21 protein-coding genes and 1 tRNA gene are annotated in these 25,738 nt (G+C 63.3%); 14 read left to right on the plus strand and 8 right to left on the minus strand.

Going from position 1 to position 25,738, the window contains the following annotated elements; translation table 11 throughout:
* Positions 1-15 precede the first annotated feature (15 nt).
* Entirely contained in the window at positions 16-1,383 is a 1,368-nt protein-coding gene (locus DQG19_RS01580) for an MFS transporter (protein ID WP_198661624.1), read from the plus strand.
* On the opposite strand, the gene DQG19_RS01585 is transcribed toward DQG19_RS01580, so the two are convergent.
* From DQG19_RS01585 to mnmH, 3 genes are read right to left on the minus strand one after another with little or no spacing between them, the layout of a single operon-like run.
* Complete coding sequence (locus tag DQG19_RS01585) at positions 1,380-2,675, minus strand: TRAP transporter large permease subunit (protein ID WP_116124470.1); 1,296 nt, start codon at positions 2,673-2,675, stop codon at positions 1,380-1,382. The two genes, DQG19_RS01580 and DQG19_RS01585, sit on opposite strands and share 4 nt — an antisense overlap.
* Positions 2,672-3,178, minus strand: coding sequence for a TRAP transporter small permease subunit (locus DQG19_RS01590; protein WP_232826413.1), 507 nt, complete (start codon positions 3,176-3,178; stop codon positions 2,672-2,674). Before DQG19_RS01590 ends, DQG19_RS01585 begins: the two co-directional genes overlap by 4 nt.
* Positions 3,175-4,191, minus strand: a complete 1,017-nt coding sequence (gene mnmH, locus DQG19_RS01595; protein ID WP_116124471.1) for a tRNA 2-selenouridine(34) synthase MnmH — start codon at positions 4,189-4,191, stop codon at positions 3,175-3,177. Before mnmH ends, DQG19_RS01590 begins: the two co-directional genes overlap by 4 nt.
* A gap of 61 nt (positions 4,192-4,252) precedes the next feature.
* Between mnmH and DQG19_RS01600 the strand changes: the two genes are divergently transcribed.
* The 5 genes from DQG19_RS01600 (at position 4,253) to gldF (ending at position 8,909) form a co-directional block, all read left to right on the plus strand.
* The gene (locus tag DQG19_RS01600; protein WP_157974263.1) at positions 4,253-5,125 is read left to right on the plus strand and encodes a RimK family alpha-L-glutamate ligase; all 873 of its coding nucleotides are present in this window, start codon (positions 4,253-4,255) and stop codon (positions 5,123-5,125) included.
* Positions 5,122-6,084 carry a succinylglutamate desuccinylase/aspartoacylase family protein gene (locus DQG19_RS01605; RefSeq protein WP_232826414.1) on the plus strand — a complete coding sequence of 321 codons (963 nt, stop codon included), beginning with the start codon at positions 5,122-5,124 and terminating at the stop codon, positions 6,082-6,084. Before DQG19_RS01600 ends, DQG19_RS01605 begins: the two co-directional genes overlap by 4 nt.
* A gap of 508 nt (positions 6,085-6,592) precedes the next feature.
* Positions 6,593-7,504 (plus strand): ATP-binding cassette domain-containing protein, encoded by a 912-nt coding sequence (locus tag DQG19_RS01610; protein WP_116124473.1) that lies wholly within the window; start codon positions 6,593-6,595, stop codon positions 7,502-7,504.
* Positions 7,505-7,521: 17 nt separating this feature from the next.
* Complete coding sequence (locus DQG19_RS01615) at positions 7,522-8,178, plus strand: hypothetical protein (RefSeq protein ID WP_116124474.1); 657 nt, start codon at positions 7,522-7,524, stop codon at positions 8,176-8,178.
* A complete protein-coding gene (gene gldF, locus DQG19_RS01620) occupies positions 8,178-8,909 on the plus strand; it encodes a gliding motility-associated ABC transporter permease subunit GldF (RefSeq protein WP_116124475.1) in 732 nt (243 codons plus the stop codon). The genes DQG19_RS01615 and gldF overlap by 1 nt, the downstream gene beginning before the upstream one ends.
* Positions 8,910-9,068: 159 nt before the next feature.
* Here the strand turns inward: gldF and DQG19_RS01625 are convergent, their stop codons facing one another.
* Positions 9,069-10,508 (minus strand): glycoside hydrolase family 30 beta sandwich domain-containing protein, encoded by a 1,440-nt coding sequence (locus tag DQG19_RS01625; RefSeq protein ID WP_116124476.1) that lies wholly within the window; start codon positions 10,506-10,508, stop codon positions 9,069-9,071.
* A 106-nt stretch (positions 10,509-10,614) separates the two neighbouring features.
* Here DQG19_RS01625 and DQG19_RS01630 point away from each other — a divergent pair, with 106 nt between their 5' ends.
* Positions 10,615-12,513, plus strand: coding sequence for an ATP-dependent DNA helicase RecQ (locus tag DQG19_RS01630; protein WP_116124477.1), 1,899 nt, complete (start codon positions 10,615-10,617; stop codon positions 12,511-12,513).
* Positions 12,510-13,610 (plus strand): glycosyltransferase, encoded by a 1,101-nt coding sequence (locus tag DQG19_RS01635; RefSeq protein ID WP_116124478.1) that lies wholly within the window; start codon positions 12,510-12,512, stop codon positions 13,608-13,610. The genes DQG19_RS01630 and DQG19_RS01635 overlap by 4 nt, the downstream gene beginning before the upstream one ends.
* Here DQG19_RS01635 and DQG19_RS01640 read toward each other — a convergent pair.
* Positions 13,600-14,775: a ribonuclease D gene (locus DQG19_RS01640; protein WP_116124479.1), complete on the minus strand. Its 1,176-nt coding sequence runs from the start codon at positions 14,773-14,775 to the stop codon at positions 13,600-13,602. The two genes, DQG19_RS01635 and DQG19_RS01640, sit on opposite strands and share 11 nt — an antisense overlap.
* 112 nt (positions 14,776-14,887) lie before the next feature.
* On the opposite strand from DQG19_RS01640, the gene DQG19_RS21440 reads away from it, so the two are divergent.
* Positions 14,888-18,007, plus strand: coding sequence for an AsmA family protein (locus tag DQG19_RS21440; protein ID WP_157974264.1), 3,120 nt, complete (start codon positions 14,888-14,890; stop codon positions 18,005-18,007).
* Positions 18,008-18,134: 127 nt separating this feature from the next.
* Here DQG19_RS21440 and DQG19_RS01650 read toward each other — a convergent pair.
* Both DQG19_RS01650 and DQG19_RS01655 read right to left on the minus strand, forming a co-directional pair.
* Positions 18,135-18,207 (minus strand) — tRNA-Met (locus tag DQG19_RS01650).
* 88 nt (positions 18,208-18,295) lie between these two features.
* A complete protein-coding gene (locus DQG19_RS01655; protein ID WP_116124481.1) occupies positions 18,296-18,631 on the minus strand; it encodes a 2Fe-2S iron-sulfur cluster-binding protein in 336 nt (111 codons plus the stop codon).
* A 195-nt stretch (positions 18,632-18,826) separates the two neighbouring features.
* Between DQG19_RS01655 and DQG19_RS01660 the strand changes: the two genes are divergently transcribed.
* From DQG19_RS01660 to DQG19_RS20725, 5 genes are all read left to right on the plus strand, one after another.
* On the plus strand, positions 18,827-20,362 hold the full coding sequence (locus tag DQG19_RS01660; RefSeq protein WP_116125161.1) for a SulP family inorganic anion transporter: 1,536 nt from the start codon (positions 18,827-18,829) through the stop codon (positions 20,360-20,362).
* Positions 20,363-20,387: 25 nt separating this feature from the next.
* Positions 20,388-21,002, plus strand: coding sequence for a dephospho-CoA kinase (gene coaE, locus DQG19_RS01665; RefSeq protein WP_116124482.1), 615 nt, complete (start codon positions 20,388-20,390; stop codon positions 21,000-21,002).
* A 21-nt stretch (positions 21,003-21,023) separates the two neighbouring features.
* On the plus strand, positions 21,024-21,578 hold the full coding sequence (locus DQG19_RS01670) for a hypothetical protein (protein ID WP_157974265.1): 555 nt from the start codon (positions 21,024-21,026) through the stop codon (positions 21,576-21,578).
* Between the two features lie 60 nt (positions 21,579-21,638).
* Entirely contained in the window at positions 21,639-24,041 is a 2,403-nt protein-coding gene (locus DQG19_RS01675; protein WP_198661625.1) for a choice-of-anchor B family protein, read from the plus strand.
* Positions 24,042-24,225: 184 nt separating this feature from the next.
* Positions 24,226-24,366, plus strand: coding sequence for a hypothetical protein (locus DQG19_RS20725; RefSeq protein ID WP_157974266.1), 141 nt, complete (start codon positions 24,226-24,228; stop codon positions 24,364-24,366).
* 7 nt (positions 24,367-24,373) lie between these two features.
* Here DQG19_RS20725 and DQG19_RS01680 read toward each other — a convergent pair whose 3' ends face one another.
* Complete coding sequence (locus tag DQG19_RS01680; protein WP_116124485.1) at positions 24,374-25,726, minus strand: M24 family metallopeptidase; 1,353 nt, start codon at positions 25,724-25,726, stop codon at positions 24,374-24,376.
* Between the last annotated feature and the right edge of the window lie 12 nt (positions 25,727-25,738).

Consider the following 25,738-nt stretch of genomic DNA (forward strand, 5'->3'; position numbering starts at 1 on the left):
CACACTACTTCGATCATGTCAGGCATTTCCATCAGTTCGTTCAAGCCCCGGCTCAGTTTCTGGGAGATCTGGAATATGAGTTTCGGTTTCCTCGGTATCCAGTTCGGCTTCGCCCTGCAGAATGCCAACGTCAGCCGCATCTTCGAAACCCTGGGGGCCTCCCCCGACGAACTGCCCATCCTGTGGCTGGCCGCCCCGGCCACGGGCCTGCTGGTACAGCCCGTTATCGGCTACTACAGCGACCGCACCTGGAGCGAGCGCTGGGGCCGCCGCCGCCCCTTCTTCGCCGTGGGCGCCATCCTGGCCACGGTGGCGCTGTTCCTGATGCCCAACTCCACCGCCCTCTGGATGGCGGTCATCATGCTGTGGCTACTCGATGCTTCGATCAACATCAGCATGGAGCCCTTTCGGGCCTTCGTGGGAGATATGCTGCCCAATTCCCAACGGACCACCGGCTTCGCCATGCAGAGCTTCTTCATCGGTACCGGGGCCGTGATCGCCTCCGCCCTACCCTATATGTTCACCAACTGGTTCGGCCTGACGAACACCGCGCCGGAGGGCGCCATCCCCGATTCCGTGCGGTGGTCGTTCTACCTGGGGGGACTGGCGTACTTCGCCGCCGTGATGTGGACCGTCTTCAAGTCGCGCGAATATCCGCCCGACGACCTCGCGGCCCTGCGGCGGGAGAACGCTGACCGGGGGATTTACGACGGCCTCAAGGAATCGTTCCTGGGGATTTTCCACATGCCAAAAACCATGGTGCAGCTGTCGGCCGTGCAATTCTTCTCCTGGTTCGCGCTGTTTGCGATGTGGATTTACATGACCCCCGCCGTCACCAACTTCATCTACGGTGCCACGGATACCCGGTCGGCGCTATACAACGAGGGGGCAGACTGGGTAGGCATTTGCTTCGCGGTCTACAACGGCGTCGCGGCCCTGGTGGCCTTCCTGTTGCCCATGCTGGCGAAGGTGCTCAACCGCAAGCTGACCCACCTGATCTCCCTCCTCTGCGGCGCGGTGGGGCTCGGCAGCATCTACGTCATCGACGACCCCAACCTCCTGCTGCTCTCCATGGTGGGGGTGGGCATCGCCTGGGCCAGTATCCTGTCGATGCCGTACGCGATCATCAGCAGTATCCTGCCGCCCAACAAGATGGGCTACTACATGGGTGTGTTCAACTTTTTCATCGTCATCCCGCAGATCGTCGCCGCGGGCCTCCTCGGCTTCATCCTGAGTACCTTCTTCGGCAACGTTTCCATTTACGCCATCCTGATCGGCGCGGCCTCCTTTACCCTGGCGGCCGTGCTCTGTTTGATCGTCGACGACAACGACGTGGACGTGGACTTCGGTCCGCCCCCCGCCGCCGGCGAGCCGATCACCTAGCGGACGCCCAGCCACTCCGGCACGAAGATCACCACCACGAGCAGGAGGGCCTGGATGACCAGGAACGGAATGATGCCGCGGTACAGGTGCCCCGTGGTCACGCCCGGCGGCGCCACCCCCTTGAGGTAGAACAGCGAAAAACCGAAGGGCGGCGAGAGGAAGCTCGTCTGCAGGTTGATGCCCAGGAGGATGCCTAGCCAGATCAGGTCCGTCCCGTAAGCCACGAATACCGGCGTTACCACCGGGACGATGATGAATACGATCTCGATGAAGTCGATGAAGAAGCCCGCCAGAAACACCACGACCATGACCAGTGCCAGGAACTGATATTCCGGCAGGTCACTGCGCTCGATCAGCCCGACCAGAAACCGGTCGCCCCCCAGCTCCCGGAAAACCAGGGAAAAGGTAGTAGCCCCCAGGAGGATCATGAAGACCATACTCGTCAGGTGGGTCGTATCCCGGCAGACGGTGCGCACGGTCGGCCAGTCCAGCCGGCCCTGCGTCCACGTGAGCAGCACCGCACCCGCGGCCCCGACCCCCGCCGCCTCCGTCGGGCTGGCCACGCCGGCCAGGATGCTGCCGAGGACTGCCACGATCAACAGCAGGGGAAGCAGCAGGCTGTGAACGACGCTCAGCAGGAGGGCGCGATCCCACGGCACGGCGGCTTCCCGGGCGGGAAATTTGCCGGGCCGGAGTAGGCCAAGCAAGAGAATGTACGCGATGTAGAGCCCCACGAGGAGCAAGCTGGGATACAGCGCCGCGTGAAACAGTCCGCCCACGCTGACCTGCAGCACGCTGCCCAGCAATACCAGCACCACCGACGGGGGAATGATCTGCCCGAGCGTACCCGAGGCGGCGATCACCCCCGTCGCCAGGGCCGGCGGATAGCCCTGCCGCAGCATGGGTGGCAGACTGATCAGTCCCATAGTGATCACGGTCGCCCCCACGATGCCCGTGGACGCCGCCAGGAGGGCCCCGACGACCACCACCGAGACCGCCATGCCGCCCCGTACCCGGCCGAAGAGCCCGGCCATGCTGGTCAGCATGCGCTCAGCCAGCCCGCTCTTTTCCAGCATGATGCCCATGAAGACGAAGAGGGGCACCGCCAGCAAAACGGAGTTGTCCATCACCCCCATGACCCGGTTGGGCAGCAGGGTCAGCACGTTGGGGTCGAGGAAACAGAAGGCGTAGATCAGGCTGAGCCCTCCCAGCGTGAAGGCTACCGGATATCCGTAGAGGACCAGCAGAAAGATGCTCACGAACAGGATGAGCGCCACTACGGCCAGGCTCATGTCTCGGTAGTTTCCGGGGCACCCGTAGCCGCCCGGTAGCACTCCGCGAGGCCTTGTAATAGCAGCAGCGCGGCTGCGAGCGGCACGACCGACTTGATCGGGAAGTAGAAGGGAATACCGTTGGGATTAGGGCTGCCCTCCCCCGATCGCCAGGCCTCCAGGGCGTAGTATCCGCTGTAGTAGAACAGGACCGCCGCCCAGGGAAGCAGGAAAATAAGCCCGCCCACAAGGTTGACCGTACGCTGGTCACGCGGACGGAAGTTCTCGTAGAAGAGGTCGACCCGCACGTGGCGGTCTTGCTGCAGCGCGTAGGGAATACCCAGCAGGAAGATGAGGGCGAAGAGGTGCCACTCCAGTTCGATGACCCAGGCGGCGGTCAGGGAGAAAAACCACCGTAGGAGTACGTCAACCACTACCACTACGATCAAGACCAGGTTCAGGTAGCCGGCCCCACGGCCGATGGCCGCGACCAGGGCCTCGATAGCGGTCAAGAGGCGGTTCACGGCAGGTGCAGGAGTTGACGGGCGGATGCTTGCGGATCTGGCGACGTCAGATCGACCGGAGTGAGATCCGGAGTGGCCTTGCGCTCGGCGTAGTGGGCGTAGGCCTTGTCGTAGTAGACCAGGGCGACCCGGGCCGCGGCCGCGTAATTCTCCTCCTCAAGGGCGGTGAGCGCGGTCTGCAGGTGCTGTCCTCCGAGCTTCTTGCGTAGGCGCTGGAAGGCGGCGGCGAGCAATTCGGTGGAAAAGCCGGCGTAGTCCTCGACGAGGTTGCGGACGCGCCACTCCTCGGGCTGCCGCAACTCGACTACGGGTGCGGCGATAAGGCGCTCGTAGAATACCTCTGGCTGGCAGACGGTACCGATCATGCGGCTTTCGTCCTCTACCCATACCGTGGCCCCCCGTGGGATACGGAAGAGCGACGCAAAGAGGCGGTTCTCGAATTCCTCGCTGCTGGGCTGTGGGTCCTCGCCGAGGGCGCCGAAGGAAGACCCCTTGTGGTGGGCCAGTCCCTCAAGATCCACCACCTCGGCCCCGGCGTCGCGCAGGGCATGTAGAATGCGGGTCTTGCCGGACCCGGTCGGTCCGCTCAGTACGCGCAGGCGGTGGTGCTCCTCCCCCAGCCACGCACGGGCGTAGGCCCGGTAGGCCTTGTAACCGCCCGTGAGCTGCCGGACCTTGAAGCCGGCCTGTTCCAGGAGCCAGGCCACGCTGGCGCTGCGTTGTCCGCCCCGCCAGCATTGTACCACGACGCGGCCTTCGGGGGCGGCGGCGCGGGCCGCCTCGACGAGGGGGCGCATCTTGGTTCCGGCGATCTCCAGGCCCCGCAGCAGGGCGGCCTCGGGGCTGGACTGCTTGTAGAGGGTACCAACCTCGGCGCGCTCCTCGTCGGAGAACAGGGGGAGGGAAACGGCACCGGGGGCGTGGCCCTGGGCGTACTCACCGGGGCTACGGACATCCAGCAGCACCGGACGGGAAGCTTCCCCGAAAAATTCCCGTGCGGTAAGCGTTTGCATGAATCGGCGAGGTATGGGCGAGAGCGAAAGATACCAAAAAAGGCAGCTTACCTTTGCGGCCATGCGGATAGCCATCTTCTCCCGCGGCCCCGGCCTGTACAGCACCCGCCGCCTCGTAGCCGCCGCCACGGCACGCGGCCACGCAGCTGACGTGATCGACCACGCCCTGTGCAGTCCCTTCCTGGCGGGGCGCAAATCCACCCTCCTGCATAACGGATCGCCGCTGGAGCTGCCCGACGTGGCCATCCCCCGTATCGGCGCCAACATCACCACCCGCGGAGTGTCCCTGATCCGGCAACTCGATGCCCTCTCCGTGCCGCACACCCTGTCGCCCGATGCCCTACTGCTGGCCCGCGACAAGATGAGCTGCCTGCAGGTGCTCGCCGGTGCCGGCATCGACGTACCGCGCACGGTGCTCTGCTTCTCCGCCTGGGAGGCACGGCAGGTGGCGCGACGGCTCGGGCCCTTCCCGGTGGTCGTCAAGCTACTGGAAAGCACCCACGGCGTAGGGGTAGCCCTGGCCCATAACCTGCACCAGCTCGACCGGGTGGTGGAGGGTTTTCTGCAACTGCAGGACCGCGTGCTGATCCAGGAATACATCCGCGAAAGCAAGGGTTGCGACCAGCGGGCCTTCGTGGTAGGCGATGAGATCGTGGCCGTGATGGAGCGCCGCGCGGCGCCCGGGGAGTTTCGCGCCAATATCCACCGGGGCGCCAGCGCCGTACGGATCGAGCTCGACGATGCTTCCCAGGAGCTGGTCCGCTTCACGGCCCGCACGATCGGCGTGGAAATAGCGGGGGTCGACCTGATCCAGAGCCGACGCGGACCGCTGGTCATGGAGGTCAACGCCAGCCCGGGCCTGGAAGGCATCGAGGGGGCTACCGAAGTAGACATCGCCGGGGCCATCATCCGGCACGCAGAGCAAAAGATATGAGTGACATTTCCCCCCTGGCCCTGGCCAATGGCGAGTTTTATCCCGGGCAGTCAGGCACCGTGGAGCTGGTAGCCGGACAACTGCCGAGCGGCAACCCGGTTTCGATCCGGGCCCACGTGTTCCGCAGCTTTCGTCCCGGGCCGACCATCCTGCTGTTGGCGGGCGTGCACGGTGACGAGATCAACGGCGTGGAAATCCTGCGGCGGTGCCTGCGCACCCGGACCTTCGAGCATCTCATCTCCGGTACGGTGGTGGTCGTCCCCCTGCTGAACGTGTACGGCTTCAACAACTTCAGCCGCGACGTCCCCGACGGCAAGGACGTGAACCGCAGCTTCCCCGGCACCAGCAGCGGCTCCCTGGCCAGCCGCATCGCCGCCGGCCTCAGTAAGAACCTGCTGGCCCACTGCGACCTGGCTGTCGACCTGCACACCGGCGGGCGCGGACTTTTCAACTACCCCCAGATCCGCTACTCTCCCGGCGACGAAACGGCCGAGGCCGCCGCGCTCGCCTTCAATCCACCGGTGGTCCTGGCAAGTAAGGCTCCCTCAAAATCACTGCGCAGATCGGCCCATAAATCGCTCGGGCTCAGTGTACTGACCTACGAAGGCGGAGAAAACCTGCGCTACGACGGGCATAGTATCCAGGAGGGCCTGGCCGGCATCAAGCGCCTTTTATACGACCGCGACATGCTCAAGCGCCCTTGTAATGCCCTCACCGACCGCTCCCCCGTGCGCCTCGTCGCCAGCAGCTGGGTCCGCGCCAGCCGCGCCGGACTATTCCAGTGGAGCAAGCGCAGCGGCTACCCCGTTCGGAAAGGTGAACCCATCGGTATGATCTTTGATCCCCACGGCGTCAAGCCCAACAAGCGCATCCTTTCCCCCCGGGAAGGCTTCATCATCGGGCATAACAACTCGGCACTGGTGAGTCAGGGGGATGCTCTTTTTCATATTGGGTATTAGTTGTTGCGTTGGTGCGTTGGTGCGGTTGCGCGCAGGACTCCTGTCGCTTGCTTCGCTCGCGGCTGTTGTTGAGTCGCTGGTTGGTGAGTTGTTGCGTTACTGAGTTGTTGAGTTGCGCGTAGTTTGCCTGCCGCTTGCTTCGCTTGCGATGGTTGCGGGAGTGGCTTCTGTCGGAATCTTTGTATCTCGTCTTGCCGTCCGAAGCAGGTCTTGTGCTGAAATTGCGAAGTGGCGCGTTCAATGACAAAAATCAGATCCAATCGGTCCGCCCAACTATGAGCGCGAGCCCATTAAGATACTAAAAGTAAATCCGCCACGTATCAGAACCCAAAGCGAAGCAAAAAGCAAGCAAAACGTGAATACAATGCCACAACCCACCCACCCGAGCAAAGCGAGGGGCAAATGAAACCCCGGCAAACGCAACAACCCACCTACCCGAGCAAAGCGACGGGCAAATGAAATCCCGGCAAACGCAACAACCCAAACCCGCAACAACGCAACAACCAAAATGGTAACCGTAACCAACCTCACCAAAACCTACGGAGAACAGCGCGCCGTAGACGACATCAGCTTCACCGCCCGGTCCGGGGAGGTACTGGGGTTCCTGGGTCCCAACGGTGCGGGGAAGACCACGACCATGAAGATCCTCACCTGCTACCTGAGCCAGAGCAGCGGCACGGCAGAAGTGTGCGGCCACGACGTGCAGGAGGACAGCCTGGCTGTGCGGCGGTGCGTGGGGTACCTGCCGGAGCACAACCCTCTCTACCCCGATATGTACGTGCGTGAATACCTCAAATTCGCTGCCGATGCCAACGGCATCCGGCGACCGCGGGCGCGCATCGACGAGCTCGTCACCATGACGGGACTGGAACGGGAAGCCAACAAGCAAATCGGCGCCCTCTCCAAGGGCTACCGGCAGCGGGTGGGATTGGCGCAGGCCTTGCTGCATGACCCCGAGGTACTGATCCTCGATGAACCCACCAGCGGCCTGGACCCCAACCAGTTGGCGGAGATCCGGCAACTGATCCGCCGGCTCGGCCAGGAGAAGACCGTGATCTTCAGCACCCACATCATGCAGGAAGTGCAGGCGATTTGCGACCGGGTGGTCATCATCGACCGCGGACGACTGGTGGCCGACGATCCCATCGAGCGGCTGCAACGCAGGCTTAGTGGCAGCAGCTCCCTCCTGGTGGAGTTTGACCGCGACGTGGTGCCCGACCGGTTGGCGACCATTGCGGGAGTCACCTCCGTAGAGGCGGGTAAACGCGCCCGTACGTACCGGCTGCTGCTGGCTCCGGGAGCGGACCCACGCGCCGATGTCTTCCGCTTCGCGGTGGCCAACGACCGCGTCCTGCTGGGCCTCTCGCGGGAGGAACTGAGCGTGGAGGAAGTCTTCCGCGCACTGACCGCCGCCGGTTAACCGTACCTTTGTTCGTGATGAAGTGGATCCTGCTCCTGCTACTCCTGCCCTGCCTGCTCCCCGCCCAGTCTCCCGAAGCCTACGGACCGGACTACCGGTTCCGTGACGGGGTTTACCTCACCCACGAGGCCCTGCTGGCCAACCAACCCGACGTGGAATGGTCGGAGATTGCCGGGGAGATGGTCCAGCTCAGTGAGGACCACCGCGTTCAGATCGACGGATACGGGTATAAGTCCGGTAACGACCGCGGCACGCCCTACGCTATCGCCCTGGACGGCCTTCCCTACCTGTTTGTACAGGTCGACGGACGGCGGGGCTTTTCCGAATTCGCCGGCCTGCTGCGGCCCGGCCGCTACCCCACCGTGGCCTACGACACCACCGTAAACCTGCGCCGCCTTATGAAGGCCTACAATCCCGCCAACGGAAAACCCTTCCGCGAAGGCTACGTGGAGCGGCAGCGGCGGGAGCGGATCACGCGCATTCTTGACATGGACACGGGTACGCTGCGCCCCCTCGACCGCGCCACCGTTCTGCTACTGGTGCGCGACGAGCGCGACCTGCGGAGCGCCCTCGAACAGACACCCGACGCCACGACCGACAAATTGCTGCGGGCCCTCGAAATATACAATTCCCGTCACCCGTTGCTTCTGCCCGCGCCACCCGCCCAACGCTGATGACCGCTATATTTCGCAAGGAGATAAATGCCTTTTTCTCGAGCCTGATCGGCTACGTGGTCATCGCGGTGTTTCTGGTGGTCACGGGCCTCTTCCTCTTCGTGTTTCCGGAGACCAGCCTGCTGACCTACGGCTACGCCACGCTGGGTCCCTTCTTCACCCTGGCACCGAATATTTTGCTGTTCCTCATCCCGGCGGTGTGCATGCGGGCCTTTGCCGAGGAACGGCAGACGGGTGCTATCGAGCTGCTGGTCACGCGGCCGCTGCGCGACGTCGAGATCGTGCTGGGCAAGTTCCTCGCCTGCCTCGCGCTCGTCGTGATCGCCCTCCTCCCCACCGGCCTGTACTACTTCACCATCTACCAGCTCGGGGCGCCGGAGGGCAACATCGACGTGGGGGGTACCATCGGCAGCTACGTCGGGCTCCTCTTTCTGAGCATGGCCTTCGTGGCCATCGGCCTGTTCGCCAGCTCGCTGACCAGCAACCAGATCGTGGGCTTCCTGCTTGCGCTGGCGCTTACCTTCTGGTGCTACTTTGGCTTCGACTACCTGGCTTCCCTGCCGGTATTCTACGGGAACGGCGACGCCTTCATCAGCGGGCTGGGTATGGAGGACCACTTCCGGAGCCTGGGACGTGGGCTTATCGACAGTCGCGACGTGGTATACTTCCTCAGCATCACCGCCTTCTTCCTGTTGCTCACCGTCCTCAGTCTGGAACGCCGTAAGTGGTAGCCGGCCAGTGACGACCACCCCCCAATGTTAACTCAAGGTTAAGAATTGCAAACTGGTACGTACGACTAGTGGCCGGTCGACTAGTCGACCGGCCACTAGTCGACCGGCGACTCCTTTGGCGCGGCGACTGCTAGGCGGCGGCGGCACGCGGGTGCAGCGCTAACCGGCGGCGGCCGGCAGTATGCAGGTGGCTACCGCCCCGGCCGGCAGGGTGACCGGATAGGTCCTATCCGCTACCCGCAGGATTAAGGACCGCGCTTCTTCTCCATCGTTCAGCAGTAAGACGACCACTTTACCGGAAGGCGTGATGTACGCCACGTTGGGCAGTCCCGCGGGTACATCGGAACCGATACGTACCGACCCCGGCGGCACGAAACGGCTGGAATGGGCCACGTTGTAGTAGGCCGTGTTGCGGTGCACCGTACCGTCTTGTATGGTAAGCGCGCCTAGGCAGCGGGTACACCCCCCGGGCGTGTGCGGGTCCTGGTCAGCGTCGGCCGCGAGGTTCCACTCCAGTACGGTTTCCGACCAGTTGCGCGGGGCCCCGATGAAAAGTTCACGGACGTGCCACCGCAGATCCTCGGCAAAGTTGCCGGGCGCTCCGATCCACTGCTCGGTGAAGTAGAGGTGCTTGTTCGGGTAGGCCGTATGGACCTCGCTCAGGGCGTCTATCTCCCCGCCGTATAGGTGGAAGGCGGAGCCGTCCACGTACGGCCGAGCGCGGTCATCGGCCAGTACGGTGAGGGGGTAGTCGGGTCGGTCCGCGTTGTGGTCGTACACCACGATCCGCGTATCGACGTCAGCGGCCGCGAAGGCGGGCCCGAGGTGCTCGCCGACGAAGGTAGCTTGGTCCTCGGCCAGCATCAGGAGGCTGGGATTGTTGCCCGGGTGCAACGGCTCGTTCTGCACGGTGACGGCGTCGATCCGGATGCCCTCTCCAGCCATACCCGTCACGTAGCGTACGAAGTAATCGGCGTAGGCCGGGTAATATTCGGGCAACAGGCTGCCGCCCTTCGAGTTGCCGTTGTCCTTCATCCAAACCGGGGGTGACCACGGGGAAGCCATGATGCGCAGGTCGGGGCGAATTGCCAGGATCTCACGCAACAGCGAAATCAGGTGACGGCGATCCGCGTCGAGGGAAAAGTGCATCAGCTGCGGGTCGGTCTCCCCGGCGGGCCGGTCGTCGTAGCTAAATACCTCCGCGTCCAGGTCGGAAGCTCCCAGGCTCACCCGCAGGTAGCTAACGCCGATGGCCTCCGGTCCGTCGCCGAAGAGTTCGTCCAGCAGGGCCCGGCGGCGGCGCGCGGGGAGCTCGTGGATCAGTTGCGCACTCCCGCCGGTGAGGGTGTATCCAAATCCCTGCATCGTCTGGTAGCGCAATTCCGGATTGATCGTGATTTCCGTAGCGCCCCCCGGCACCTGCGCCCCGCCGCCGGCAGGTTGTCGTGCGAGCAGTTGCGCGCTGTCGGCCGTGGTCAGGTATACCACCGGATCGCCCGCGGATGCGGAGGGTGCGGCGGGCGTCAACGTAGGGCGACAACCGAAGAAAAGCAAAGCGTAAAGGAAAACGAGGGGGCGGATCGACACGGGAGGGGGCATTGGTGGACCGGAATAATACCCCACAGCCCGCAACCGGACAAGTCGCCGCCCTCCCCGCATCCCAAGTGGCGCCGAACGGCTACCTTACCGGCAGCAAGCACGGCCCATGGCGCAAGCCAACGACATACTCAAACAGTACTGGGGATACCCCTCCTTCCGGCCCCTGCAGGCGGAGATCATCGACAGCGTACTGGCCGGGCGGGACACCCTGGCCCTGCTGCCTACCGGCGGGGGCAAGAGTATCTGCTTCCAGGTTCCCGCCCTGGCGCGGGAGGGCGTTACGCTGGTGGTGTCGCCGCTGATCGCCCTGATGAAGGACCAGGTACGGCAACTCCGCTCCCGCAACATCGTGGCGGAGGCCGTCTACAGCGGCATGCGGTCCAGCGACATCGACCGCATCTTCGACAATGCCGTCTACGGCAATACCAAGCTCCTGTACCTCAGCCCGGAACGCCTGCTGACCGACCTGGCCCGCGAACGCATCCGCCGTATGCCCCTGAGCCTCGTGGCCATCGACGAGGCGCACTGCATCAGTCAATGGGGCTACGATTTCCGGCCGCCCTACCTGCGCATCGCCGAGGTGCGGGAGCTGCACCCCGACGTTCCCTTCATCGCCGTGACCGCTACGGCCACTCCGGAGGTGATCGAGGACATCCAGGAGAAACTGGAATTCCGCAAAGAGCGCGGAGTATTCCAGCAGAGCTTCTCGCGGGACAACCTGGCGTACGTAGTGCGCCGCCCGCCCGGGAAAGAGCAGCAACTCGCCGAAATCCTCACCGGCGTGGCGGGCAGCAGTATCGTGTACGTCCGCAGCCGCGGCCTGACCCGCGAGATCGCCCACCACCTCGGCCGGCGGGGCATCTCCGCGGCGGCCTACCACGCTGGCCTCGAACCGGAAGAGAAGGACCTGCGGCAAGAACAGTGGATCGACGACCGGCAGCGGGTGATGGTCGCCACCAACGCCTTTGGGATGGGGATCGACAAACCCGACGTGCGCACCGTCGTCCATTACGGGCCGCCGGACAGTCCGGAAGCCTACTTCCAGGAAGCCGGCAGGGCGGGCCGCGACGGCCAGCCCAGCTTCGCGGTGCTGCTCTGGCACGCCTCCGACGGCGAGCGCCTGCTGCGGCAGTGGGAACAACGGTACCCGCCCATCCCGGAGGTGAAGCGGATGTACCGGGCCCTGGGAAGCTACCTTCAACTGGCCGTAGGCGGTGGGAAGGGCGAAGCCTACGCCTTCGACCTGGCTTCCTTCTCGCAGCGGTTCGGCTTCGAGGTACGGCAAGCCTACAGCGGACTCAAGGCACTCGAGCAGGCCGGGTACATCCTGCTCACCGACGACCTGCGGCAGGCCGCGCAGCTGCAGTTCCTGGTCACCAAGGAACAGCTGTACGATTACCAGATCAAGCACCCGCAGACCACGCGGCTGGTCAAGTCTATCCTGCGGACCACCCAGGGTGCCTTCCTGAATCCGGTGCAGCTCCGCGAGGGATCGCTGGCCAACTTCCTGGGGGTGACGCTCGAGAATTTGCAGCGCACCCTCGTCAAAATGCAGGCGGAAGGCATCATCGATTACACCCCCGAACGCACCGGTCCGCAGCTGGTCTTCGTGGAAGAACGCATCGACCCCGACAACCTCCGCATCGATGCGCGCCGCTACAACTTCCTGAAGGAGCAGGCCCGTCACCGCATCGATACGATGATCGCCTACTGCTCCTTTGACGACCGATGCCGCTCCCAACGCCTGCTCCAGTACTTCGGGGAAACGGACGCGCCGGAGTGCGGCATCTGCGACGTCTGCCGCCGCAAGCGTACCCTGGTGCCCGACCCGGAAATGGTCCACGCTACCCTCCGCGAGCGGCTGCGCCGGCAGCGCGAGATACCACTGCCGGAAGCGCTCGACCTCTTCCCTACCCTGGCGCGCCCCGAAGTGGCCGCCGTGCTGCAGGAACTGGTCAACGAGGGCTTGCTGGTAAAGCGGGACGATACCCTACGGCTACCATGAGGATCGTCTGTACCGTCACCAACGACCTCTCCCACGACCAGCGGATGGACCGCATCTGCCGGACCCTGGTGGCGGCCGGGCATACCGTCACCCTGGTGGGGCGTACGCTGCCCGACAGTCCGCCACTGGCCGACCGCCCATACCAGCAACACCGGATCAGGTGTCGGTACCACGACGGAAAGCGCTTCTATGCGGAGTTCAACCTGCGCCTCTGGCGCACGCTGCGCCACTGGGATTTCGACGTATGCTGCTCCGTGGACCTCGACACCCTGCTGGCGGGTTGGTGGCTGTGCCGCGACGGTGGGCGGGCGCTAACCTACGATGCCCACGAGTGGTTCAGTGAAACGCCCGAGGTGGTTACCCGACCGGCCGTGCGGAAAGCCTGGCGCACCCTCGGCCGCTGGCTGGTACCCCGGACGGATGCCCGCTATACAGTGGGCCCAGCCCTGGCCGAACGAATGGCCCTGGACTACGGAGAGCCGTTCGGGGTCGTCCGCAATCTCCCGGTGAAAAGGCCATACACATTTTCGGAAAATACTGGAGGAGTAATCTTGTACCAGGGCATGGTGAACCCCGGCCGCGGCCTCGAAACCGCCGTCCGGGCCATGCAGGACCTTCCCGACTGCCGCCTTTGGATCGTTGGGTCTGGACCGGAATCAGGGAATCTTGCAGCCCTGGCGGAAGAGTGCGGCGTTTCGGACCGCATCTGGTTTGCCGGTTTTCGCCCCCCCGACGAACTTCCTGAGATCACCAGCCGCGCCTGGCTGGGAATCAACTTATTAGAAGGCGACAGCCCCAGCTATTATTATAGCTTGGCAAATAAGGCGCTGGACTACGTACAAACCGGTTTACCGAGTGTCCAGATGGACTTTCCGGAGTACGCCGCCCTCAACCGGGAATACGGATGCTTCGAACTGCTTCCGGAGCTGGACGCTGCTGCCCTCGCGGACTTGATACGCACGCTGAGGAACGACCCCGCGCGCTACGCGGCACTGCGGGATAATTGCCGGCGTGCGGCCGGGGAATTGTGTTGGGAACGGGAAGCCCCGAAGCTGCGGGAGATCTACGCCGCCGTGGAGCGCGATCTCAGGTCGTGAGGCTGATCTTGCCGCCCTCGATCTTCATGGTGAGGTGGTCGAAGTTCTTCAGCCAGTTGACGAAGTCATCGCCCAGCAATTCGCGGCGCCAGCCGGAGCCGAGAATGGACTTCCGCACCTCATCGTCCTGCTTCATGCGCCGGATGGCGTTGCGGGGCATCACCAGGGCGTGGCTGATGTCGGCCTCGTTGGCGCGGTACTTCATGAGGAGGTAGAGGAGCTCGACGATCATGTCGTCCTCCTCGTCTTCCTGGCTGGAGCGTTGCACGCTCTTCACGATCTTGAGCTCCTCGGGCGTCGCGTCTTTCTCATAGAAGTTGACAAACATGTCCCCGTAACGGCCGACGGTCTTGCCGGGGAGGCGCCGGTTATCCTGCATACTCTGTTTGCCGCCGCGTACGCCGCGCACCAGCTGCCCGATGAGTTTGCTGGGCAGGATCATTTCCTTGCTGTAGTTGCGCTGTTCGGCCTGGGACCGGCGCCATTCGTACAGGCGCAGCAGAAAGACGCGCTCCTTGGTACGGCTGGAGCGGGCGATGTTGCTGTTCAGGAACTCGTGGTTAGGGTCGCGGTAGTAGTAGTCTTCGCTGGCCATCAGGGCGCACTCCTCGAGTGCCCAGTCCAGGCGACCGTTATCCTTCAGCTTGGCGGTGATGGTGTCGTAGAGTTTGCGGAGGTAGAGGACGTCGGTCAGGGCGTACTTGATCTGCTTTTCGCTCATCGGCCGCTTGGACCAGTCGGTCACGGCGTAGCCCTTGCCCACGTTCTCTCCTACCTCGGCGTCGACCAACTTGGCAAAACTCGTGGGGTAGCGGTGCCCGCAGAAGGCGGCGGCCACCTGCGTATCAAATACGTTGGCCGGCACGGTTCCGTAGGCGCGGTACAGCAGCCGGTAATCGTTGTCGCCGGCGTGGGTGATCTTGATGATGTCGGGGTTCTCGACGAGCCGCAGAAAGTAGGTCAGGTCGGTCACCTCGATCGGGTCAAGCAGGTAAAAGCCGTTCTCCGTGCTGATCTGAATCAGACAGAGGAGGGTGTGGTACCGCTTCTCCCCGATGAATTCGGTATCGAACCCCATCCAGTCGATACCGGTGTGTTGGTGGTAAAAAGATTCCAGGCCTTCCTGGGTGTCAATCATGGTGTAGTCAATACCGGCAACGGTCATGGGCGTAGGTTAAGCGTTCTGCTTCAGGATAATGGGTGACGCAAGGTAAGCGTTTACGTCAACAGCTAGCCAACCCGTCTCCGGTTAAGCTGTTTTCAACCAAAACACCCCCATGAAACTTGCCAAGCGAATTTTGATCGGTCTCGCCATCTTCCTCTTCGTCGTCGTGGCGGCATTGCTCGCCGCGCCCGTACTGTTCAAGGACCGGATCGTGGCAAGCGTCAAGTCCGGTCTGAATGAATCGCTGAACGCCCGCGTCGACTTCGAGGATGCCAACGTGAGTTTCCTGCGGAGCTTCCCGGATATCGCCCTGACGGTCGATAACTTCAGCGTGGTGGGCGTGGATACCTTCGCCGGCCTGCCGCTGGTGCGCGGCGAGCAGGCCCGCGTGGACCTCGGTTTCTGGTCGGTACTGGCCGGCAACGGCAACTACAACATCGACGCCGTACAGCTCGACGGGCCGGATGTCAACCTGCTCGTGCTCACCCCCGAGCTGGCCAACTACTTGATCGTTCCGGAATCGGGCGCGGACGCGGGTGCAGTGGATAGCTCGGGTACTAGCGCCACGATCACCCTCGACTACTTCGAGATCAACAATGGCAAACTGATCTACGACGACCGTACCACCGAAACGTACGTCAGGCTGGAAGGCCTGAATGCCTCCGGGGAAGGCGACTTTACCGCATCGGTATTTGACGTAGTGACCCACGCGCAGGCCGATGCCTTTACGCTGCGGCAGGCCGGTGTGGCCTACCTTAGCGAGGTGCGGGCCACCGCCGACGGTACCGTCAACGTCGACGCCGACGCCATGCGCTACACCTTTACGGACGCCGACGTCACCCTCAACGCCCTGGACCTCGTCCTCGACGGCAGCATCGACCTGGAGGAGAACGACGACATCCTCTTCGACCTGACCTACTCCGCGCCGGCCAATGACTTCCGGCAACTCTGGAGCCTGATCCCGAGTGCCTACACCGAAGGCTACGACCAGGTACAGACCGGAGGCACCTTTACCTTGAACGGGACCGTCAACGGGGCCTACAACGGCGAAACTGAAACCTACCCCGCCTTCACGGTAGGCAGTGAGATTGTCGGCGGCAGCGTGCAGTACCCCGGTCGCCCCGTCGGCATCACCGGCATCGATGCCGCCCTGCGGGTCGAGAGTCCGTCGGCCGACCTCGACCGGCTGGTGGTCGAGGTACCGCGCTTCGACTTCACGCTAGGGGGCGACCCCTTCGCGGGGAGCTTCCGTTTGGCTACCCCCCTTTCCGACCCCAATATCGACGCCCGGCTCAACGGCACGCTGGACCTGGCCAAGTGGGCCTCCGCCATTCCCCTGGAGGGGGTCAACGAGCTGGCCGGGCGCATCGTGGCGGACATCACCGCCGACAACGTACGCCAGAGTACCCTCGACGCCGGCCGCTACGAGGACGTAAACCTGGCCGGTAACCTGCTGGTGAGCAACCTGGTCTACGCCGCCGACGGGACGCCGGCGGTGCGCATCGCCCAGGCCCGGGCGGAGTTTAGCCCCCAGTACGTAGACCTGCAACAGTTCACCGCCACGCTCGGCAGCAGCGACCTTTCCGCCGAGGGGCGCATCGACAACCTGCTGGCCTACTTCAGCCCGGAGCAGACCATGCGGGGCAGTATGACCGTCCGGTCCAACTACTTCGACGCCGACGAGTGGATGACCGAAACCGCGGACACTACCGCTACCACGCCGGCCGAGCTCAACGCGGGTCAGCAGGCCGCGGCCGAAACGGAGGTCTTTGACCGTTTCGACTTCGACCTCGACGCTGCCATCGAAGCGCTGAGCTACGGCGAGTACCGCCCCACCGACCTACGGGTGCGCGGCAACATCAAACCCAACCGCCTGGACCTGCGGGAGGCCGCCGCCACCCTGGGCGAGAGCACCTTCGCGGCCAGCGGCGTGGTTAACAACCTTTTCGACTACACCTTCGACGACGGCGTCCTCACGGGCACCCTCGAACTCAGTTCGGGCTTCTTTGACGTAGCTGCGTTCATCCCCGCCGAGGATCCCGGAGCCCCCGCTCCCGCGGCCACCACCGCCGCAGAATCCGCCGCCATTCCCGTGCCCCGCAACATCAACCTGACGGTCAACCTGAACGCCGACCGGGTGCAGTACACCGACCTGACCATGAACGCCGTCAGGGGACAGCTGGCGGTGCGGGACGGTGCCATCGTGATCGAGGACGGCCGGGCCAACCTGCTCGGCGGGGCCATGGGCTTCACCGGGGCCTACGATACGGCCGAAGGAGACGAACCGGTGTTCCGCTTCGCGTATGATCTGCAGAACCTGGACTTCGGCCAGGCCTTCAGCGCCCTTAATTCCTTCTCCGCCCTGGCCCCGATCGGCAAGTTCGTGTCGGGAACCTTCAGTTCGGACCTGGTCATGGAAGGCCGCCTCGGTCCTGACCTGATGCCCGACCTGCAGACCATCGACGCCAAGGGACTCCTGCGGACCGCGGAGGCCCGTATCGCGTCTTTCAAGCCCCTGCAGGTGATTGGGGCGGCCCTCAACGTCAAGGAGCTTAGGGAAAGCGCTACCCTAAAGGACATCATCGCCGCCTTTGCAGTCAACGACGGTAAGGTGACGGTAGACCCCTTCGACTTTCAGTTGGCCGGCATCGGTATGAACCTCGGGGGCACCCACGGGCTCGATACGGATATGGACTACCGCCTGCGGGCCGCCGTGCCCCGCACGCTCATTGAGGGCAACATCGTGACCGGCGCCGCGCTGGGCGCTCTGGACAGGCTGGCGGGTCAGGCCGGCAAACTGGGACTCAACATCTCACCCGGTGATACCCTGAACCTGAATATCGGCATCACCGGCACGGTCAGCAATCCCCGCGCCTCCCTGGACCTGCTCGGTACCGAGGGCGGTGGCGGTTCCGCGTCGGGGACGGTAGCCGGAGCGGTACGTGACCGGGTGGAAGAGGAACTGACCTCCCGCGCCGACACCCTGCGGGCCATCGCCCAGCAGCGTGCCAACGGCTTCCGGGACAGCCTGGCTAACGTAGCTAACGAACAAGCCCGTAACCTGGAGAACGAGGCCGGTCGCCGCCTGCAGGATGCACTGGGACTGGGCAAGGATACCACCGCCCGCGACAGCCTCGCCCTGCCTAACGTAGGACGGGACGCGGTGGAGGACGTCAAGAAGGAACTCGAAAAATTCAACCCCTTCAAGCGAAAGAAATCCGGCGGTGGGTAAGCCTACGGGACTGGAGTGGCCGGGTGCCGGGCGCAACACTGCGCGCGGGCACCCGGTCGCCCGTATCCTGCCGAACGGGCACAAAAAAAGCCGTCACGGAACCTAATCCGTAACGGCTTTCACTATGTAGCGGGGGCAAGACTCGAACTTGCGACCTTCGGGTTATGAGCCCGACGAGCTACCAACTGCTCCACCCCGCGAGGTTATTTTTGACCACGTTACCATCGTAACGGGCTGCAAATATACATACGTTTTCGGAACTTCAAAAGTTTTCCGAAAATCTTTCAATTATTCTTCCGCTTCCGGAGCAAGCTGGACGCGGAGACCGTCGAGGGCATCGGTCACGCGAAGCTGGCAGCCCAGGCGGGAGTTGTCCTCGACGAAAAACGCCTGGTCGAGCATGTCTTCCTCGTCTCCTCCCATTTCCGGCAGTTCGGTATCGGAAAGCACGTAGCAGTGGCAGGTACTGCATAGGGCCATACCCCCGCAGGTACCCTTGACGGGAAGTTCGTAGGCCTTGCACACTTCCATCACGTTCATATTCATGTCGGTGGGAGCTTCGAGCTCGTGCGCCTCGCCGTGGCGGTCGACGACGGTGATCAGGATGTTTCCGGGTTCGGGCATGGGGTTACGTTTTACGCGGCAAAGGTAACGTGTGCGCCGGCAGGAGAAAGTTATTGCGGGGCCTACTTACGACGCGTTAGGCCGGACGGTCCGGGTGGCGTACCTTTGCGGCTTCATTCCGGGGGGATGTCGATCAAACACGGAACAACAAGAATCGCCGCGGGCTGGCCCGCGGCCCAAGCCGCCGTTATCCCGATGAAGAAATACATCAATCTCTTTGACTTCAATCAGAAGGTCAACTACCGGATCGAGATCCTTTCCGGACTCACGGTTGCCCTCGCCCTGGTTCCCGAAGCCGTTGCCTTTGCGTTCCTGGCGGGTCTGCCTCCGCTGACGGGATTATACGCGGCCTTCGTCATGGGTATCGTGACGGCCGTCTTCGGCGGCCGCCCCGGTATGATCAGTGGCGCTACCGGAGCGGTAGCTGTAGTGATCGTCTCCCTCGCTCAGACCCACGGCATCGAATACATCTTCGCTACGGTGATCCTGGCCGGACTCTTCCAGGTGGCCGCCGGCCTGCTGCGCCTGGGTAAGCTGATGCGGCTTGTCCCCCACCCCGCTATTTTCGGTTTCGTGAACGGACTGGCCATCATCATCTTCATGTCGCAGCTCGACCAGTTCCGCAACGGGGAAACCGGGGCGTGGCTCTCGGGCACCCCGCTGTACCTGTTCGGCGGGCTCGTCCTGCTCACGATGCTGATCATCTGGGGACTGCCCAAGCTGACCAAGACGGTACCCGCCTCCCTGGTGGCCATCCTTACCGTATTCGGCATCGTGGCGGCCTTCGGGATCGACACCCGCACCGTCGGCGATCTGGCCAGCATCTCCGGCGGCTTCCCGCCCTTCCACATTCCCGACGTGCCGTTCTCGTTCGAGACCCTGACCATTATTACGCCCTACGCCCTTATCGTGGCGGGTGTTGGCCTCATCGAGAGTCTGCTTACGCTGAACATCATCGACGAGATCACCGAAACGCGGGGCCGCGGCAACAAGGAGGCCGTCGCTCAGGGTACCGCCAACGTCCTGTCGGGCTTCCTCTCCGGTATGGGGGGCTGCGCCATGCTGGGTCAGAGCCTGATCAACATCAGCGCCGGAGCGCGGGCCCGCCTCTCGGGTATCGTGGCCGCGGTGATGCTCCTGGTCTTCATCATGTTCGGCAGCAGCCTGATCGAGCTGGTACCGATGGCGGCCCTGACGGGCCTGATGATCATGGTGGCGGTGGGCACCTTCGAGTGGGCAAGCTTGCGCTCCTTCGGCAAGATGCCGAAATCCGACCTGCTGGTGATGGTACTCGTGACCCTGGTGACCATTTTCCTGCACAACCTCGCCCTGGCGGTCATCGTAGGCGTGATCATCGCGGCCCTGCGCTTCGCCTGGGAGAGCGCGAAGCGAATCCGTGCCCGCAAGCGGATCGACGAGCACGGGGTGAAGCACTACGAGATCTACGGTCCCCTCTTCTTCGGCTCGGTAGCGGTTTTCAACGAGAAGTTCGACGTGCTCGGCGACCCCGAAGAGATCGTTATCGACTTCGAAGAAAGCCGGGTGGTCGATATGTCGGCCATCGAAGCCCTCAACAAACTTACCGAGCGCTACCACAAGGTGGGCAAGACCGTCCACCTGAAACACCTGAGCGAGGACTGCCGCCGCCTGCTGACGCGCGCCGACGCCATCATCGAGGTCAACGTTATGGACGACCCTACCTACAAGGTGGCCGTGGACCGCGGCGTCTAAACTACCTTGTGTAAAACCCAGTCCCATGGCCCTGCGGATCGGCATCACCGGCAATATCGGCGCGGGTAAGACCACGGTCTGCCGGGAATTCGAGCGCCTGGGGGTGCCGATCTACTACGCCGACGCCCGCGCCAAGGCCCTGATGAACAGCGATCCCGAGCTGCGGGAAGGTATCGTGACTCACTTCGGCCCGGCGAGTTACACCTCCGGGGGAGACCTCGACCGGGCCTACCTGGCCGAACGCGCCTTTGCCGACGCCGGGAAGCTGGCGATCCTCAACCGCCTGGTCCACCCCGCGGTAGCCCGGGATGCCGCGGCCTGGCACGCCACCCAGACCACGGCCTATACCCTCCACGAAGCGGCGATCCTGCTGGAGATTGGGGCCGCGGATGACTACGACTCCCTGGTGGTCGTCGCCTGCCCCTACCCCACCCGCCAGGCGAGGGTACTCGCCCGCGACGGCATAACTTCGGCAGCCTTCGCGGAGCGGGCGGAAAAGCAGTGGCCGGACGCACGCAAGGAAGCGGCGGCCGATCACCTGATCCACAACGACGGGCGCCGGCTAATTTTGCCGCAGGTACTGGGCCTGCACCGAATCTTCCGGGAGTCCGCCGCACCAAATTTGCCGGCGGGACGTTAAAGCGACACCCAACCCGCCCGCATGCGCTATTTCGTCCTGCTTATATCCAGTTTGCTGCTTACCTACTGTGCCTCGGATATGGCCGTAGAAGAAGACATTCCGGCGACCATCTACAGCAACCCGGAGCCCAGGGCACCCCGGGCCGATACCGGCTCGCTGACCGCCCCCGACGCGGACGCTCCGACGCCCTACGGCATGACGATCCAGCCGCCGCAGGCAGCCGACGGTACGGAGGCGGTCGACCCCAGTAATTCCACCGCACCCGCGCAGGCCGCCCAGCGTTTGCTGACCGGTCGCTGGGTGAATATGGACGACGGTGAGGAAACGGTGGAATTTACCCCGACCCACTACAAGACCTTTTACCAGGGCGAGTTGCTCGTGGAGGAGAATATGAGCTTTCACGGGCGCTGCCCGGCGGCCTGCAGCGGAGGCACCTCTACCGGGGAGCCCTGCTTCACGATCGCCGGACCGGCCCAGACGGACTGCTTCGGCATCGTCCGGCTCACCCAAGACCTGCTGGAATTGCAGCTGCTGGGTATCAGTAGCGAAACCGTCGTTTATCGGCGCGCTGATTAGGGGTACAGACCCGGGATCGGGGTCATGGAGTTAGTGTATAGTCAAGATGTCTTTTGCCGTATGAAGAAAATTTTACTTGCCCTGCTGCTCCTGATGAGCGGCCTGTCGGTACGTGCCCAACTCAATACTACCCTACGCAGCAACTTCGATATCGACGACGAGGTGAACGACATCTGGGGCTACGTGGCCCCCGACGGTACCGAGTACGCCCTCATGGCACTGACCCACGGGGTGGCCATCATTTCGCTCGCTGACCCGGATGCACCTACGCTCATCGAGCGGATCGAGCAGCCGAAGAGCGTATGGAGAGACATCAAAACCTACGGCGACTACGCTTACGTTACCGCTGACGAGGGCACGATCGGGCTTACGGTTATCAACCTTACCCAGCTTCCTACTGCGGTCACCTACGAGACGTTCGCCTACGAGTTGCCGGCATCCAAGGACCGCCCGTACGTCCGCGCCCACAATATCTACATCGACACCACCCTGGGTTACGCCTTCACGGCCGGGGGCGATCGCACCGCCGCACTCAACCGCGGCGGCGTACTCATCTTCGACCTGAAGGAAAATCCCGCGAAGCCTACCCTCCGGGCCCTGGGTCCGGATACCTACGCCCACGACGTATACGTTCAGGACAACCGGATGTACGCCTCGGAAATCTACAAGGGCGAACTGGGGATTTACGATATCACCGACGTAGATAACATTACTAAGCTGGGCGAAACCCAGACGCCCTACCGCTTTACCCATAACGCCTGGTCCGACCAAGATGGCACCACGGTTTTCACTACCGACGAGAAGGGCAACGCGAGCGTGGCGGCCTACGACATCAGCGAGCCCGGCGATATCGTGTTGCTGGACGAGTACCGGCCGCTGACCAGCCTTAACACCGGGACCATTCCGCACAACGCTCACTTCATCGACGATTACCTATCCATCAGCTACTACACCGACGGACTTCGGGTAGTAGACGCCAGCGACCCCACCAACCTCATCGAGGTGGCCAACTACGACACCTACGAGGGCCCCGACGGTGGATTCCAGGGGGCCTGGGGGGCCTACCCCTTCCTGCCGAGCGGGCTGACACTGGTGTCCGACCGCCAGCGGGGACTGTTCGTAATCGACGTGGACTACAAGCGTGCCGCACGCCTGGAAGGCACCGTGACGCGGTCCACCGACGGCCAGCCGCTAAACGATGCACGGGTCGTAGTGCTCTCCGACCAAATTAACGAAGGCGTCACCGATGCCTTTGGTAGCTACGCCACCGGCGTGGCGGAAGCGGGATCGGTCGAGGTGATCTACAGCGCGGTCGGCTACTACGCAGATACCCTGCGTATTCCCCTGGAAAACGGCGTGACGCTGCGCCAAGACGTGGAGCTGACCCCACGGCCCCTGGCACCAATCGCGGTTACCCTGGCCGACCGAAGGAACGGGACACCCCTGGCGGGAGCCACCCTAGCCCTGGAACACGATGACGTCTCCTACTTTGCGGTCGCCGGCCAGGATGGAGTCGCGCGTCTCGATCGGGTCTACGACTACGACTACGATTTGCTGCTGACCGCCTGGGGATATCAATTGACGGAGTTCGCAGACCGCAACGGCGCTACCCTGGTGGATGGGGACACCCTATTTCTGGAACCGGGATATGAGGATACCTTTCTCACCGACCTGGGCTGGACAGTGAACGGCACGGCTACCACGGGGGAGTGGGAACGCGTCACCCCCCTGGCCAGCTTCGGCTATCACGGCCCCGGGAATCCGGACGGAGATTCACCCCACGACATCGGCAATCTGGCGTACGTGACGGACGGGCGTACCGGACCGGGGCTGGCGTACGACGTTGACGGGGGCCCCACCATACTGACGTCACCGGTGATGGACCTGAGCACCTTTAAGTCGGCCGTCTTTTTGATCTACGATTACTGGTTTACCAATGCCTCCGGGGGCTTCGTGCCCAACGACAGCCTGACCATATCGATCAGCAGCGGAAAGGATACTACCCTACTGGCCGCCTACGGGACTGCCGTGTCCGAATGGACGCGCGATACGCTGCGGGTGGATGAGTACCTGCCCCTCACCGACTCGATGCACCTGATCATCTCCGTAGCCGATCCCGAAGACGCGGACAACCTGGTGGAGGCAGGGTTTGATAATTTTCGGGTCCTGGACAGCCTCATCCTGCCCCCCTTACCCGAAGACCCCGACTCGATAGACATCGCCACCGACCTGTTTCCCAACCCGGCCGCGGGGGAATTTACCCTCGCCTACGACTTCATCTGGCTACTGGGCGGTGAACTGGAAGTGTTTTCCGCCGCTACGGGTCAGCGCATTCACCGACAGAAAATGCCGGACAACTCCGGTACGATCCACTTCGGCACCGGCTGGCCGGCCGGTGCGTACATCGGTCGCATAACCTCGGGAAAGCATACCCTGCGGATGCTGAAAATGATCAAGCTATAGGCGACTATCACCCGCTGGCCCGGGTGCCCAGCGCTGTCTGCTTGCCGCCCGCAGCGCGACAGAGACTTGCGAACCGGAACCATGGGCAGACCCTCTTGCTAAGCAACAAAAAGTTTAAAAACTTTTGTTTGATTGTTGCTTTATAAACAAACAGGCCGTATTTTTACTGCATAAGCTATCCGCCATGCAGCGTACGACCCCCTCCTTCACCTCGGCCCACATTCTCCAGCGACTCACGGGTCAGACCGGACAGTCGCTGATCCGCTTTGCCACGGACCGGCAGGCCAATCTCGACCGGATGGATTCCGCGGCAACGAAAGGATAGCCCTTCGCTAGCGACGCGCCCGGTCGGTATTCCCCGTCTGCCGGGGGACCAGGTAGAGTTCTTCCTGCCGCCCATTGATGTACCGAAATTCCTCACCGTCCCAGAAGCCATCTTCCTCCAGCATGATCCGTACCTCCTTCTTCCATTCCGGGAGGTAGATCGTGTGGTTGAGCTCGATGCTGTACGCGGTATTCGGATAGACCGGGTAGTCCCCGTTCACGGGTACTCCTTCCTGCTGATCCCAAAGCCCGATGGTTGGTCCCGCTCCGTGGCCATGGAAGCCGATCGGGTGACTGTAGATGCTTGGTCGGATGCCTTCCGCTTCGGCCGCCTCCCGGGTGGAGAGCAGTAGCTCGTTTCCGGTCGTACCATTGCGGTAACGTTCGGTGAGCAGGTCCATGAGGCGCAGGCCCTGCCGGTGGGCGGCCACGAGGTGGCCGGGCGCTTCCGTCTCTCCCAGGCGCAGGATGTAGGCGTTCTCCTGGGTGTCGGTGTTTAGTCCGCAATAGGTAATACCAAAGTCGCAATGTAGCAGGTCGCCGGGCTGGATCACCTCGGCTTCCGGCCGGCCGCTAAAGCCGTACAACTCCTCGCCTTCGGTGCGTTGCACGTCGACCGTCGGGTGAAACCAGGTGCCCAGGCCGAGTTCGCGCGTGCGCTCCCGCAGGTACCAGACGACATCCTCGGTGGTCGTGACCCCGGGCTGGATCACCGCCTCGCTGAAGGCTTCCCGGATGATGGTATGGGCGATCTGCATGATCTGGCGGTACACGACCATCTCACCGGGGGTGCGGGTTTCGAGCCACCCGATGGCCAGGTTTTCGCCCGAAACCACGCGATCGGACAGGTCGTCGGGCAGCACCTCCCGTAAGCGGTCGTAGTGGTAGCTGCTGATACCGTCGGCGAGGCCGAATTCCGCGCTTCGATTGACGGCGATCTTTTGGGGGTTCCGCTCGGCGATCAGTTCGGCCAGCCGTTTCCACTGATCCGGCTGGGCCTCGGCGTCCCAGGCTTTTTTAAATACGTCGCCGACGTCGTAGCGCGCGCAGGCCAGGGTTTCTAGGGGCTGTCCGTCGCCGGGATCGTACACCAGCAGCATGGTCGTTCGGCGGGCTCCCATCCAGGTACTCGGCAGCAGCGTTTTGACCACGGCGTCCTCGTTGTACTCGCGGGTGATCATCACCCACATGTCGATACCCTCCCGCCGCATCAGCTCCGGTACCACCGTGGCGAACCGCTCCTGCAGCCACCGATCGCGGAGTTCTCCCTGTTCCCGGAGGGTAAGGATGGCGGGCATGGTCGGCTGAGCGGCGAGGAAAGCTCCGCAGAGCAGAACAACGAACAGGCAGAGGGTACGCATGGGCGAGGGATT

Origin of the sequence: Lewinella sp. IMCC34183, from assembly GCF_003390915.1 — a bacterium.
Lineage (GTDB): Bacteria > Bacteroidota > Bacteroidia > Chitinophagales > Saprospiraceae > Neolewinella.

Coding starts and splice junctions, on each gene's coding strand:
- DQG19_RS01580 (WP_198661624.1), top strand. CDS start 16: ATGTCAGGCATTTCCATCAGTTCGTTCAAGCCCCGGCTCAGTTTCTGG.
- DQG19_RS01585 (WP_116124470.1), bottom strand. CDS start 2,675: ATGAGCCTGGCCGTAGTGGCGCTCATCCTGTTCGTGAGCATCTTTCTG.
- mnmH (WP_116124471.1), bottom strand. CDS start 4,191: ATGCAAACGCTTACCGCACGGGAATTTTTCGGGGAAGCTTCCCGTCCG.
- DQG19_RS01600 (WP_157974263.1), top strand. CDS start 4,253: ATGCGGATAGCCATCTTCTCCCGCGGCCCCGGCCTGTACAGCACCCGC.
- DQG19_RS01605 (WP_232826414.1), top strand. CDS start 5,122: ATGAGTGACATTTCCCCCCTGGCCCTGGCCAATGGCGAGTTTTATCCC.
- DQG19_RS01610 (WP_116124473.1), top strand. CDS start 6,593: ATGGTAACCGTAACCAACCTCACCAAAACCTACGGAGAACAGCGCGCC.
- DQG19_RS01615 (WP_116124474.1), top strand. CDS start 7,522: ATGAAGTGGATCCTGCTCCTGCTACTCCTGCCCTGCCTGCTCCCCGCC.
- gldF (WP_116124475.1), top strand. CDS start 8,178: ATGACCGCTATATTTCGCAAGGAGATAAATGCCTTTTTCTCGAGCCTG.
- DQG19_RS01625 (WP_116124476.1), bottom strand. CDS start 10,508: ATGCCCCCTCCCGTGTCGATCCGCCCCCTCGTTTTCCTTTACGCTTTG.
- DQG19_RS01630 (WP_116124477.1), top strand. CDS start 10,615: ATGGCGCAAGCCAACGACATACTCAAACAGTACTGGGGATACCCCTCC.
- DQG19_RS01635 (WP_116124478.1), top strand. CDS start 12,510: ATGAGGATCGTCTGTACCGTCACCAACGACCTCTCCCACGACCAGCGG.
- DQG19_RS01640 (WP_116124479.1), bottom strand. CDS start 14,775: ATGACCGTTGCCGGTATTGACTACACCATGATTGACACCCAGGAAGGC.
- DQG19_RS21440 (WP_157974264.1), top strand. CDS start 14,888: ATGAAACTTGCCAAGCGAATTTTGATCGGTCTCGCCATCTTCCTCTTC.
- DQG19_RS01655 (WP_116124481.1), bottom strand. CDS start 18,631: ATGCCCGAACCCGGAAACATCCTGATCACCGTCGTCGACCGCCACGGC.
- DQG19_RS01660 (WP_116125161.1), top strand. CDS start 18,827: ATGAAGAAATACATCAATCTCTTTGACTTCAATCAGAAGGTCAACTAC.
- coaE (WP_116124482.1), top strand. CDS start 20,388: ATGGCCCTGCGGATCGGCATCACCGGCAATATCGGCGCGGGTAAGACC.
- DQG19_RS01670 (WP_157974265.1), top strand. CDS start 21,024: ATGCGCTATTTCGTCCTGCTTATATCCAGTTTGCTGCTTACCTACTGT.
- DQG19_RS01675 (WP_198661625.1), top strand. CDS start 21,639: ATGAAGAAAATTTTACTTGCCCTGCTGCTCCTGATGAGCGGCCTGTCG.
- DQG19_RS20725 (WP_157974266.1), top strand. CDS start 24,226: ATGCAGCGTACGACCCCCTCCTTCACCTCGGCCCACATTCTCCAGCGA.
- DQG19_RS01680 (WP_116124485.1), bottom strand. CDS start 25,726: ATGCGTACCCTCTGCCTGTTCGTTGTTCTGCTCTGCGGAGCTTTCCTC.